The following is a 12,383-nucleotide window of genomic DNA, read 5'->3' on the forward strand; positions in this document are numbered from 1 at the left end:
GGGCACGGCGTAGCAGGATGGGCTCATGAGGCTCACGAAGAAGACGCACGCCTGCATCCGGCTGGAGAAGGACGGGCAGACGCTCGTCATCGATCCCGGCACCTTCAGTGAAGAGGACGCCGCCATCGGCGCGGACGTCATCCTGGTCACCCACGAGCATGCCGACCACTTCAACGAGGACCGGCTGCGGGCCGCGATGGAGGCGAACCCGGGCGCCGGGATCTGGACCCTGCGCAGCGTCGCCGGGAAGATCTCGGCGGCCTTCCCCGGCCGCGTCCACACCGTCGGCCACGGCGACACCTTCACCGCGGCCGGGTTCGACGTGCAGGTGCACGGAGAGCTGCACGCCGTGATCCACCCGGACATCCCGCGGATCACCAACGTCGGCTATCTGGTGGACGGTTCGGTCTTCCACCCCGGTGACGCCCTCACCGTCCCCGACCATCCGGTCGAGACGCTGCTGCTCCCCGTACAGGCCCCGTGGAGCAAGATCTCCGAGGTCATCGACTACGTGCGCGAGGTGAAGCCGCGGCGTGCCATCGACGTGCACGACGCCCTGCTCACCGATCTCGCCCGGCCGATCTACGACCGTCAGATCGGCGAGCTCGGCGGCACGGACCACGGCAGGCTGGCACCGGGCGCGAGCACCGACCTGTGACGGCCGCGGGCCCGGCTGTCAGACCGCCCGGCTAGGCTCTTCGCATGCGCATCGCCACGTGGAACGTCAACTCGATCACCGCCCGACTGCCGCGCCTGCTGGCCTGGCTGGAGAACAGCGGCACGGACGTGCTGTGCATCCAGGAGACCAAGACCACCGAGGAGCAGTTCCCCTCCGACGAGCTGCGCGAGCTCGGTTACGAGTCCGCGGTCCACGCCACGGGCCGGTGGAACGGCGTGGCGCTCGTGTCCCGGGTCGGCCTCGACGACGTGGTCAAGGGCCTGCCCGGCGGCCCGGAGTACGAGGGGGTGCAGGAGCCCCGGGCGATCGCCGCGACCTGCGGCCCGGTCCGCGCCATGTCGGTGTACGTGCCGAACGGCCGCGAGCCCGGGCACGCGCACTACGCGTACAAGCTGCAGTGGTTCGAGGCCCTGAAGGCGGCGGTCGCCTCCGACGCGGCGGCGGCCCGCCCCTTCGCGGTCCTCGGCGACTTCAATGTCGCCCCGACCGACGACGACGTCTGGGACCGCGAGTTCTTCGAGGGGCAGACGCATGTCACCCCGCCCGAGCGCGCGGCGCTCATCGCGCTCCAGGAGGCGGGCCTCACCGACGTCGTGCCGCGCCCCCTCAAGTACGACCACCCGTTCACGTACTGGGACTACCGCCAGCTGTGCTTCCCCAAGAACCGCGGTATGCGCATCGACCTGGTCTACGGCAATGATCCTTTCGCCCAGGCGGTCAAGGACAGTTACGTCGACCGCGAGGAGCGCAAGGGCAAGGGCGCGTCGGATCATGCGCCTGTCGTTGTGGATCTGGACATCTGACGTTTGTTGACGCGCGCCCTGTGGTGCGCCGGGCGGCAGGGATGCGAGGCTGAGTGGTATGAACATCCCTTTCTTGGACAACTGGCTCAAGCGGCACGACGCCGGGCAGGTGCAGGGTGAGCCCGCCGCGGAGTACGACCCGGAGCGCGAGGCGGCCATCGCCGAGCTGCTCTCGGAGTGTGAGCTGCTGCGTGTCCGAGCAGGGCAGGCAGGGCTCGAACTGGACGACAGCCCCGCCTCGTTGGCCGCCCTCGACCAGCTCCCGCCGCGCTGGCGCGACGACCCCGAGGAGCTGCCCTGGCTGGGCAATGACGCGGGTCTCTACCTCGGCACGGTGATCGTCCGCACGGTCCCCGGGGCGGCCTGGCACATCTGGCCGGGCGGTCATCCCGTGGTGCAGCTCGCCTCCGGCCGGGAGATCAGCGTGGTGGAGGCGGGCCTGGACTGGGCGGTCAACGGTGCGCCTCAGCTGTCTCAGGTGTACGCAGAGGCCGCAGAGGCCTGAGCTGCGTAGACTCCATTAATACGGCTTATGCCCTATTTATGCGTGTCGAGTGTGAAGTCCCTTGTCCGGCTGGATAGTTTGCGCGGACCTCGACACAGCCGAGAGTGGGTAGGTCAGCGTATGGTCGTCGATCCTTTGATCGAGCTGCGTGACGTCAACACGTACGACGGACAGGTGCACGTGCCGCGGGACTGACGGGGGGTGCAGGACCCATGACGCGACTTCTCAAACACGCCCTACGCCGCGGCGCTCTCGCCCGCGCCGCGCGGAAACCCTGCCATCGGCAGCCGCTTCGACCACCGGATCTCGACTACCATGTGCCGTTCATCCCCGTGGTGATGGCGATCTCCCCGCATACCAAGGCCGCGGATCCGGCTCCGGCCGGACCAGGGACGCTGCTGCCGGGTGGGGGACCCCCCACGGCCCCCAGGCCGTAGGGGGAGCAGCAGCTCAGGGCCATTCCCGCCCGGCGGCAGCCGGTGATCACTTCTCGCGCAGCGGGACCGACAGATATGACGGGTCGGCTGCGGACGAGGAGAAGGTCAGCTGCGCGCCGGACGGGTTGTGCTCGATGTAGAGCGGGTCGACAGTGTCGACGACCAGGGCGAGACGGTGGCCCGCCGGGACGTCGTAGGCGGTGGAGAAGAGCTCCAGGTCGACGGCGAACGGCTTCCCGGGTGTCATGCCGTGGAAGGTGTACGGCGCATTGCTGACCAGCTTGCCGAGGCCGAGCGGGCCCACGTCGTAGAGGTATGCGACGAGGGTGCCGCTCTCCTTGGTGCTTGTGACCGTGGTGTGCATCCTGGCCGTGCCGCGGATCTGCTGCTCGGTGCCGTAGAGCTCGGACTTCCAGACGGCGGCGAAGAGGCGCGGCAGCAGCGGGATCGAGGCCATCGGGGGCAGCTTGGCGAACTGGTCCAGGATGCTGGACAGGAAGATGACCCCGCCGTTGGCGCCCGAGTCGACATTGGCGAAGATCCGCTTGGACCCGCCGAGCTCGATCTTCCGTTCGGTCGCGGCCACCGACTTCCAGTCGGGGTAGTTCTCGTATCCGCCGGTGGAACGGGACTTGATGCGGACCGGCTGCTCGCGGTCGATGCCGTTGTCAGCACCCTTGACGTAGTGGTCGAGCCAGCGATGGGCGCTGGTCCAGGTGTCGTTGGGCAGACCGAGCAGACCGCTGCCTTCCGCCGTCGCATGGTCGCCGGGGCGGAACTCCAGGCGCTTGGGACCGGTGAGCTTCTCGTAGAAGTCGGCGTACTGGTTGGGCGGGAAGATCGAGTCGCCCCAGGCGTTGCCGAGCATGATCGCCGTGCCGTTGGCGTTGATCCGGTCCAGATAGGTGGCGGGGGAGCGCTTCTTGCCCCAGTCGATCAGCTCCTGCTCCTTGGCGAGGTTGGAGGAGAAGAAGTCCGCCGTGATCTGCTTGAACTCCTCGCTCGGCCGGCCGGTGAGATACCCCGCCCCACTGAGCATCGCGGTGGCCTGCACATGCTGGGTGCGGCCGCTGTAGATGGACTCGACCAGGTCGGCCCAGCCGCTGAGGGCGGCAACCGCCTTGATGCGCTTGTCGTGGGCGGCGGCAAGGAGGGTGATGCCCGCGCCGTACGAGACGCCGGCCATGCCCACCCTGCCGGGGTCGGCGGGGGTGTTCGCGAGCGCCCAGTCGATCACCTTGGAGGCATCGGCGATGTCGGGCGGCCCGGCCACTTCTATGGTGCCGCCCGACTGCCAGAAGCCGCGGGTGTTGTAACTCACCACGACATAGCCCGAGTCGGCGAGCTGCTTGGCCTGCGCGATGTATTCGATCTGGGGCAGTCCCCAGCTCGTGGGCAGCACGATCACGGGGTATCTGCGCGTGCCGTCGGAGCCCGCGGGCGTGACGACATTGGCCTTGAGCACGGTGCCGCCGTCACCGGTGATGTCGACGAACCGTACGTCCGCGGTGGCGGATTGGGCCTGGTTGCCGGCCATCGGGACGGCGGGAGCCACCCCGGCGGCCGGTCCGGCGAGAAGCGCGACGGAGACCGTACCGATCGCCGTCGTACGCAGGGCCTTGCGCGACTGTCCCACGGGTCACTCCTCACTCGTGTCACTGCAAAGTGACCCGACGGTAACCTTGAGGACTTACTTGGGGTAACTCCTCGGTAAGTTACGCGACGGTAACGATTATTGGACGTGGTGTCAGTTGGCGCGTGAGCCCCTGGTGTTCCGGCCGACGGAGCGGCACGCTCGCGCTGTGGACGCGACGACGGAACGGACGACCCTGCAACTGCGGCTGAGACGGCGGGTGGAGTGGGTGCCCGTCGCCGCGCTCGTGTTGCTCGTCGTATGGGGCATCGCCGTGGCGGCGATCGTCGAAGGGCCCAACGGCACCGCGGGCGGGATCGCCATGTCGGTGCTCGGCGTGCCCCTCGCCCTCATCGCGGTCAGCTGCGCCGCGCACCTCGTGCGGCCGCTCGGGCTGACGGTCGACGCGGACGGACTGACCGTACGGCTGCCGGCCTGGCCCGCCAGAACCGTGCCCTGGTCCGCGGTCCGAGGGGTGAGCGCCTCCTCCGGCTACGTCTTCGTCGACTGCGAGGCTCCCGTCGGGAAGCTTCCGCGCACCTGCCGGCTGCGGGCCGCGCACCGCAGGCTCGGCCCCGAGCTGGAGCGTCCGGGTGGCGACGGGCTCTGTTTCGAGACGCAGGTCTTCGATGTCGATCCGGCCGAACTACTGGACGCCATCGGGCAGTACGCGCCGACAGGGATCACGATCACGGATGAAACGCAGCGGTAGACGGGCGTCCGCGTACGACAATGGAGGAATGACGAGGCCCGAAGAGCGCGAGCCCGATCCGAGCCTGGCCGGTCCGACGGAGCCCGGTCCGGGGGAGAGCGGTCCGGGCGTGGCCGGTCCGAGGGAGCCCGGTCCGGGCGTGCCCGATGTCTTCGACCCGCGGATCTACGCCGCCGGTCTGCCGCACGCCGCCTTCCGTGAGCTCCGCGACCGCCACCCCGTCGCCTGGCAGCAGGAGTACGAAGTCCTCGGCTGGCCCGAGGGCCCCGGGTTCTGGGCCGTCACCCGCCACGCCGACGTGGTCGGGGTCCTCAAGGACTCCGGGACCTTCTCCTCCCACCTCGGCGCCACCCAGATTCGCGACCCCGACCCGGCCGACCTGCCCTTCATCCGGCGCATGATGCTCAACCGGGACCCGCCGGACCACGGGCGCCTGCGACGGCTGGTGAGCCGTGCCTTCACCCCGGGACGGATCGACCGGTTCGGCGTGGCCGCGCGAGCCCGCGCCCGCCAACTGCTCACCGCCGCACGGGACAGCGGCCCCGCCTTCGACCTGGTCACCGCCGTCACCGACGACTACGCCCTGCTCAACCTCTCCGATCTGCTGGGCGTCCCGGAGAGCGACCGCGGGCTGCTGCTGAAGTGGACCGAGCGCGTCATCGCCTACCAGGACCCCGACGAGCCGCCGGTGCTCGGAACGGACGGGCGTCCGGTCAACCCCCGCTCACCGGCCATGCTCCAGGAGATGTTCAGCTACGCCCAGGAGCTCGCCGCGTACAAACGGAGGAACCCCGCCGACGACGTCATGACCTCGCTCGCGCAGTCGGAACTCTCCGACGCGGAGCTGGAGATGTTCTTCTTCCTGTTGACGGTCGCGGGCAACGACACCGTGCGCAGTGCCGCCCCCGGTGGCTTTCTGACGCTGGCCGAGCACCCGGACGAACAGCGCAGGCTGCGGGCGGGTGACGTGGACCTGGACCGCGCCGTCGACGAGCTGCTGCGCCGCCACCCGCCCGTCCTCAGCTTCCGCCGGACCGCGACCCGCGACACCACGCTCGCCGGGCAGCACATCCGCGGCGGCGACAAGGTGGTCGTCTTCCACGCCTCGGCCAACTACGACGAGCGGGTCTTCGACCAGCCGTACGGGCTCGACCTCGGCCGTTCCCCGAATCCGCATGTCTCCTTCGGCGACGGCCCGCATGTCTGTCTCGGCGCCCACTTCGCCCGGCTCCAGCTGCGGATCCTGTACGGGGAAGCGATGGATCTGCTGCCGCCGCTGGTGATGGCGGGCCCGCCGCGGCGGCTCGTCTCCAACTTCATCAATGGTGTGAAGTCGCTGCCGCTCACCTCCTAGGTTGCGGCGCGGTGGGAACTGCGCGCGGCGGGGACAGCAGTCTGCGCCGTCCGCGTCACATCGGAGACCAGCTCGACCACATCGGCGCCGTACGCCTGGGAGTTGACGACCTTCAGCAGCAGACAGAAGGAGTTGCCGCCGTGCTTGCGGGCGAGCTTCTCGTGTTGGCGCGCCAGATAGCGGGTGGCCGCCTGGTTGGTGATGGCGCGCTGGCCGCAGAAGAGAAAGACGGGCCGGGCGTCCTGGCCCGCGGTGAGCCGGGCGAGCAGGACGTACTCCGCGACACCCGGCTCCATGCGGTAGCGCTCCGGTCCGATCTGGAACGCGCCCTGGTCGGGGCCCGGCTCCGGATCCGTGTTGATCTTCACGCCGGGGAGCAGCGAGTGCAGATGCGCGGCCATCCGCCGGTTCGAGACCGGACCGCCGACGCAGAATTCCGTGCGCTCGCCGAAGCCCTGCTGGGCTATGTCGTGCCAGACGATCTGCGCGTTCGCCCCGCAGTCCTTGATCAGCGCGGAGAGTTCGAGCAGCGCGAAGACGTCGAAGCGGTGCACGGAACCGTCCCGGCCGGCCTCGCGATTGACGACGAGCAGCGACTCGGAGTTCCCGGGCAGCCCGAAGAAGTCCTGCTTGCGGCGGAGTCTGCGCCGCCACAGATAGGTGCGGGCGAGCCAGCCGAGAGTGGCGCTGATGCCGGCGGCCAACACGCCGAGCACGATGTTGCGTACGTCGTCAGTCATGGGCGCGCATGTTAGCGGTGTTTGCGGACCATTGTTCGAGGCGGTCCTGACGGGGCAGTGGCGGTGAAGTTACAGTGCGCGGACGTACGTTGACTGGAGGTACGGATGCGTCGCTCAACCGCACGAAATGTGCCGGTTCTGGCCGTTGCCGCGGCCATGGTCTCGACCGTGGTCTCGATCGGAGCGGCAGCTCCGCCCCCGCACGCCCCACCGGCCGGGAGCCCGGTCAGGACGCCCGTCGCAGCGGGCTACGGCGGGGCGGTCGCGAGCGTCGACGCCGATGCCTCGGCCGCGGGCATCGAGGTGCTGCGGCGCGGCGGCAACGCCGTGGACGCGGCGGTGGCCACGGCGGCCGCCCTCGGCGTCACCGAGCCGTACTCCGCGGGCATAGGTGGTGGCGGCTTCTTCGTCTACTACGACGCCAAGTCCCGCACGGTCCACACCATTGACGGCCGCGAGACCGCGCCCCGCACCGCCGACGCCTCCCTCTTTGTGGAGAACGGCAAGCCGATCCCCTTCGAGGAAGGCATGACGAGCGGCCTCGGCGTCGGCACTCCCGGCACTCCGGCGACCTGGGAGTCGGCGCTCGACGCCTGGGGCAGCAGATCCCTGCGGACGCTGCTGAAACCGGCCGAGCGACTGGCGAAGGACGGCTTCACCGTCGACGCCACCTTCCGAAACCAGACCCAGGCCAACGAGGCGAGATTCCGGGACTTCCCGGACACGGCGGAGCTCTTCCTGCCGGGCGGCGCGCTGCCGGTGGTCGGCTCCGACTTCAAGAACCCAGACCTGGCGGCCACGTACAAGGAACTGGGCCGCAAGGGCGTCGGCGCGCTCTATCGCGGCGCCATCGCCGACGACATCGTCAGCACGGTCCGCACACCACCCGTGGCCGCGGGTACGACGCGCAAGGTACGCCCCGGCGATCTGACGGAGAGGGATCTGCGGTCGTACGAGACGATCCGGCGCGCGCCCACCAAGATCGCCTATCGCGGTCTGGACGTGTACGGCATGGCGCCGGTCTCCTCGGGCGGCACGAGCGTCGGCGAGGCGCTCAACATCCTGGAGCGGAGCGACCTTTCGAAGGCCTCGCAGGCGCAGTATCTGCACCGTTTCATCGAGGCGAGCCGGATCGCGTTCGCCGACCGGGGGCGCTGGGTCGGGGACCCCGCCTTCGAGGACGTGCCCGTGAAGGAGCTGCTGTCGCAGCGCTTCGCGGATTCCCGCGGCTGCCTGATCAAGGACGACGCGGTGCTCACCAGCCCGCTGGCTCCGGGCGACCCGCGCGAGCCCGAGGCATGCGGTACGCCGGGAACGGCCGCCCCCACCACGTACGAGGGCGAGAACACCACGCACCTGACGGCCGCCGACAAGTGGGGCAATGTCGTCGCCTACACCCTGACGATCGAGTCGACCGGCGGCAGCGGCATCACCGTGCCGGGCCGCGGGTTCCTGCTCAACAACGAGCTGACCGACTTCTCCTTCGCCCCCGCGAACCCCGCGGTCCACGACCCGAATCTGCCGGGCCCGGGCAAGCGCCCGCGCTCGTCCATCTCGCCGACGATCGTGCTCGAGAACGGCCGCCCGATCCTCGCCCTCGGCTCACCCGGCGGCGCGACGATCATCACGACGGTGCTGCAGACGCTGACGGGCCACCTGGACCGGGGCCTGCCACTGGTCGAGGCGATCGCCGCGCCCCGCGCGAGCCAGCGCAACCAGACGACCACGGAGCTGGAGCCCGCGCTGTGGAACAGCACGCTGCGCGCCGAGCTGGAGGCCATCGGCCATGCCTTCCGGCAGAACCCGGAGATCGGCGCGGCCACGGGCATTCAGCGACTGCCCGACGGGCGCTGGCTGGCGGCGGCCGAGAAGGTGCGCAGGGGCGGGGGTTCGGCGATGGTCGTCCATCCGTCCGGTGATCCGTCCGGCGGCTGACCGGACCTAGAGCGCGGTCAGGATGCGCGGGCCGTCGTCCGTGATCGCCACCGTGTGCTCGGCGTGGGAGGCACGGCTGCCGTCCGTCGTACGGATCGTCCAGCCGTCCCCCGCCGTGTGGTGCTCGTCCGTGCCGCCGCCGATCACCATCGGCTCGATCGCGAGCACCATGCCGTGACGCAGCGGCATGCCACGGCCGGGGCGGCCCTCGTTGGGCACGCCCGGGTCCTCGTGCATATGGCGGCCGATGCCATGGCCGCCGAAGCCGTCCGGGATGCCGTATCCCGCCGAGCGGCAGACCCGGCCGACCGCGTGGGCGATGTCGCCGATGCGGTTGCCCACGACGGCCGCGGCGATACCCGCCTGCAGGGCCTCTTCGGCCGTGGCGATCAGGCGTTCGTCCTCGGGGCGGGCGCGGCCGACGGTGAAGCTGACGGCCGCGTCGCCGACCCAGCCGTCGAGGGTCGCGCCGCAGTCGATGCTCACCAGGTCGCCGTCGCGCAGCCGGTAGTGGTTGGGGATGCCGTGCACGATCGCGTCGTTGACGGAGGTGCAGATGACGGCGGGGAAGGGGATGGGCGCCCAATTGGGGCGGTAGTCGAGGAAGGGCGAACCGGCTCCGGCCCCGGCGAGGACCGCGCGGGCGGCGCCGTCCAGCTCGCGCAGGCTGACGCCGACGGCCGCGGCCTCGCGGACCGCGGTGAGGGCATGGGCCACGATGCGGCCCGCCTCGCGCATCGCGTCGATCGACGTATCGCTTTTGATCTCCATCATGCCAATTACTATACCGGTTCTTCCGGTATTGAAATACCGGCATTAGAATAACGCCATGGTACGCACCCCTCTCACCCCCCAAGAGCGCGAACGCGGCGAACGGCTCGGACAGTTGCTGCGGCGGGCGCGCGGTGACCGGAGCATGGTGGAGGTGGCGGCGGCGGCGGGGCTGTCCGCGGAGACCTTGCGCAAGATCGAGACGGGTCGCGCGCCGACGCCGGCGTTCTTCACGGTGGCGGCGGTGGCGGCGGTGCTGGGTCTGTCCATGGACGAGCTGGCGGTGAGCTGCGCGGGGGCGCGGGCTGCGGCGTGACGCCTGCGGCGGGGCTGTTCCCCTACCCGCCCCTTCCCGAACTGGGGCTCCGCCCCAGACCCCTTGCGGGGGCTCCGCCCCCGGACCCCCGCGCCTCAAACGCCGGCGGGGCTGGATATGCGGCATGGCCGCATATCCAGCCCGTCCGGCGTTTGAGGACATGCGGCCGAAGGTCGCATTCGGGGGTCTGGGGGCTTGCCCCCAGTTCGGGAAGGGGCGGGTAGGGGAACAGCCCCCGGCAGGGCCCACGGCTTGCCGCCCGGCGTAGGCTCGCCGCGTGAATGCCGAGGACTTCGCCAGCGCCAGATACGTCAGCCTCACCACCTACCGCAAGGACGGGACAGGCGTCGCAACACCCGTCTGGTTCGCCGTGGACGGCGGTGAGCTGTTCGTATGGACCCGGTCCGACGCCTGGAAGGTCAAGCGGCTGCGCAACAACAGCCGCGTCGCCGTCACGGTCTGCGATGCGCGCGGCCGGGTGGCGGAGGGTGCGCCGAGCGTGGAGGGTACGGCGCGGCTGCTGGACGACGAGGGGACGGGCGCCATCCGCAAGCTGCTCTCCCGCAAATACACCTGGCAGTTCTGGCTCGTCGACTGGCCGGCCATGGTCGTACGGCTCGGTAAGCGGCCGCACACTGGCATCGCGGTGACCATCTGAAAACACTGCGTGACAGCGTCGTAACACTGCTGCGGTCGAATGCCTACGGACTGGAAGCTTCCAGACTGGAAGGTTCCATTCGACGGTGGGGCAGGGGCGGCAGCGATGACGGTGCATCAACTTCCGGTCGAGACCGGCGTGTTCGCGCGATACCTCAAGGGGCTCGCGGCGCTCATCGACCCGGGCAGCGGCTGGTACGGAATCTTCTGGCAGCGTGATCCCGAGGGTATGCGGGCCTGTCTGGACGGGACCGAGATCCCGCCCTGGGACGTGGTGGAATCGCTGCTCCAGGACCTCGCGGGGGTGCGCGGCAGGCAGTTCGCGGAGTTGGAATCCGTACGCGCGCGCCAGCTCCACGCGGACTCGGCGGCGGCGCACGACCGGCTGCCCGGCGGCCGCGAGGCGCTGGAGGAGCGGCTGGAGCTGATGCTCCGGGAAGAGGTGTACGCGACGGGCCGGGCGGATGAGTTGCTGCGCCGCCTGGCGGGGGAGCCGGAGGGCAGCGCGGCGGCGGAACAGCTGGCCAACGAACTGGAGTGGACGCGCGACGACTACGCCCGCGCGACGGCCCGGGTGAGCGAGCTGCGGGCCCGCCACACGGCCCTGTGCGGGGACGCGACGCGGGCGGCCGGACCCGAGCACGGCGGGGAGCCGGAGGAGTGGTCGGGCTTCGCGGCGCGTACGGCGTACGAGGCGCCGGGTACCGAGGCCGACGGCTGGACCGATCTCCGGGAGCGAGGCACGCAGTACGAGGCCGGTGCCGCCGCCGTGCCGCAGCCGGACGCGCCCGCAGGGCCTGCGTACGACGCGAACAGCGCTGCCACCGTGCCGCCGCAGTCGGGCAGGCCCCTTGACCCCGCGTACGAAGCCCCCGCCCCCGCCGTACCCGCGCTGCCCGACGACTGGTTCCGGCCCCAGCCCGCCGCACCCCACGACGGCCCGCCCGCCCAGGCGGACCCGACGGCTCCGGAGGCCGCGCACCCCGCGGAACGCGCCGCCGGCAAGAAGAAGCGGCGCCCCCGCGGCGCCCGGTTCGCCGGGGTCGAGGGGAGCGGGGACGAGGTCGCCGCCGTGCCCGTGCTGCCCGTCGTCGGCGACACACCCCGCGGGGCACGATTCGGCGGTGGCCCCTCGGAGCAGCAGACGCCCACCGCGCCCGAACCCCCTGCCGGGGCTCGGCAGGCTGCCCGTGACACCGTCGCCACGCTCGGGCGTCTGCGGGCCGAGGGCCGCAGCGGCGAGGCGCACGCCGTGCTCTGCGAGGCGGCTGCCTGGCCCGCCCCCTGGCTGCCCGTACTCGCCGCCGAGCTGCACCGCGCGGGCCTCGCCGCCGACTGGACCACACTGCTGTGGGAGGCCGCATCGCAGCCGGCCTTAAGGCTTGCGGCAGCCGCGGGCGCACTCGCCGCGGCCGGCCGCACCGACGACAGCAGCCGGCTGCTGCGGCAGGGCGTGACCCGCCCCGCCGACGACATCGCCGCGGCCGTGCTCGCCCTGGAGGACGAGGGCCGCGATCTTGAGGCGCGGGCTTTACTGACCGCGTTCGTCCAACTCCACTCCGCCGAGGACGCCGTCAGGATCGCCGACAGCGACCCCCGCAGGCTGGTACCGCGGCTGCTCGACGCCGCACGTGTGATCTCCACGTCGCACGAGCGCGATCTTGTGCACGCGCTGCGTGTAGCGGGTCATCTCGGCGCCTGACGCGTGCCTGACCCGCGGCCTGATCCCGTGCCTGGCCCCGTGCCTGGTCCGCGGCTGATCAACACACCCCGGGCCGAAGCTGTTCGATGTGGACCGCTCGGGTGTGAAACGTGATCGACTCTGCCGGTTAACGACGATG

The 12,383-nt window shown here is 70.8% G+C and carries 12 protein-coding genes and 1 pseudogene; 10 read left to right on the forward strand and 3 right to left on the reverse strand.

Annotated elements, in window-relative coordinates; genetic code table 11:
• Window positions 1-25: 25 nt before the first annotated feature.
• The 4 genes and pseudogenes from OG741_RS31680 to OG741_RS31695 all read left to right on the forward strand — a co-directional run.
• Complete coding sequence (locus OG741_RS31680; protein WP_405603458.1) at window positions 26-658, forward strand: MBL fold metallo-hydrolase; 633 nt, start codon at window positions 26-28, stop codon at window positions 656-658.
• A 44-nt stretch (window positions 659-702) separates the two neighbouring features.
• Entirely contained in the window at window positions 703-1,482 is a 780-nt protein-coding gene (locus OG741_RS31685) for an exodeoxyribonuclease III (RefSeq protein WP_405603460.1), read from the forward strand.
• A 58-nt stretch (window positions 1,483-1,540) separates the two neighbouring features.
• Window positions 1,541-1,987: a DUF6278 family protein gene (locus OG741_RS31690; protein WP_405603462.1), complete on the forward strand. Its 447-nt coding sequence runs from the start codon at window positions 1,541-1,543 to the stop codon at window positions 1,985-1,987.
• A 278-nt stretch (window positions 1,988-2,265) separates the two neighbouring features.
• Window positions 2,266-2,424: pseudogene (locus OG741_RS31695) on the forward strand (amino acid ABC transporter permease); the annotation flags it as partial.
• A gap of 46 nt (window positions 2,425-2,470) precedes the next feature.
• Here OG741_RS31695 and OG741_RS31700 read toward each other — a convergent pair.
• Window positions 2,471-4,060, reverse strand: a complete 1,590-nt coding sequence (locus OG741_RS31700) for a CocE/NonD family hydrolase (RefSeq protein ID WP_405603464.1) — start codon at window positions 4,058-4,060, stop codon at window positions 2,471-2,473.
• A gap of 166 nt (window positions 4,061-4,226) precedes the next feature.
• On the opposite strand from OG741_RS31700, the gene OG741_RS31705 reads away from it, so the two are divergent.
• Window positions 4,227-4,769: a PH domain-containing protein gene (locus tag OG741_RS31705; protein ID WP_405603465.1), complete on the forward strand. Its 543-nt coding sequence runs from the start codon at window positions 4,227-4,229 to the stop codon at window positions 4,767-4,769.
• 28 nt (window positions 4,770-4,797) lie between these two features.
• Entirely contained in the window at window positions 4,798-6,123 is a 1,326-nt protein-coding gene (locus tag OG741_RS31710; protein WP_405603466.1) for a cytochrome P450, read from the forward strand.
• On the opposite strand, the gene OG741_RS31715 is transcribed toward OG741_RS31710, so the two are convergent.
• Window positions 6,120-6,863 carry a hypothetical protein gene (locus OG741_RS31715; RefSeq protein ID WP_405603467.1) on the reverse strand — a complete coding sequence of 248 codons (744 nt, stop codon included), beginning with the start codon at window positions 6,861-6,863 and terminating at the stop codon, window positions 6,120-6,122. The genes OG741_RS31710 and OG741_RS31715 overlap by 4 nt on opposite strands.
• 105 nt (window positions 6,864-6,968) lie before the next feature.
• On the opposite strand from OG741_RS31715, the gene ggt reads away from it, so the two are divergent.
• Complete coding sequence (gene ggt, locus OG741_RS31720) at window positions 6,969-8,798, forward strand: gamma-glutamyltransferase (RefSeq protein ID WP_405603468.1); 1,830 nt, start codon at window positions 6,969-6,971, stop codon at window positions 8,796-8,798.
• A 6-nt stretch (window positions 8,799-8,804) separates the two neighbouring features.
• Here ggt and map read toward each other — a convergent pair whose 3' ends face one another.
• A complete protein-coding gene (gene map / locus OG741_RS31725; protein WP_405603470.1) occupies window positions 8,805-9,572 on the reverse strand; it encodes a type I methionyl aminopeptidase in 768 nt (255 codons plus the stop codon).
• Window positions 9,573-9,627: 55 nt separating this feature from the next.
• Between map and OG741_RS31730 the strand changes: the two genes are divergently transcribed.
• The 3 genes from OG741_RS31730 to OG741_RS31740 all read left to right on the forward strand — a co-directional run bounded on the left by OG741_RS31730 (window position 9,628) and on the right by OG741_RS31740 (window position 12,244).
• Window positions 9,628-9,885 (forward strand): helix-turn-helix domain-containing protein, encoded by a 258-nt coding sequence (locus OG741_RS31730; RefSeq protein WP_405603471.1) that lies wholly within the window; start codon window positions 9,628-9,630, stop codon window positions 9,883-9,885.
• Between the two features lie 277 nt (window positions 9,886-10,162).
• Entirely contained in the window at window positions 10,163-10,543 is a 381-nt protein-coding gene (locus OG741_RS31735) for a PPOX class F420-dependent oxidoreductase (protein ID WP_405603473.1), read from the forward strand.
• 105 nt (window positions 10,544-10,648) lie between these two features.
• Window positions 10,649-12,244, forward strand: coding sequence for a hypothetical protein (locus OG741_RS31740; RefSeq protein WP_405603474.1), 1,596 nt, complete (start codon window positions 10,649-10,651; stop codon window positions 12,242-12,244).
• Window positions 12,245-12,383 lie beyond the last annotated feature (139 nt).

Origin of the sequence: Streptomyces sp. NBC_01410, from assembly GCF_045040195.1 — a bacterium.
In the GTDB taxonomy this organism is placed as follows: Bacteria; Actinomycetota; Actinomycetes; order Streptomycetales; family Streptomycetaceae; genus Streptomyces.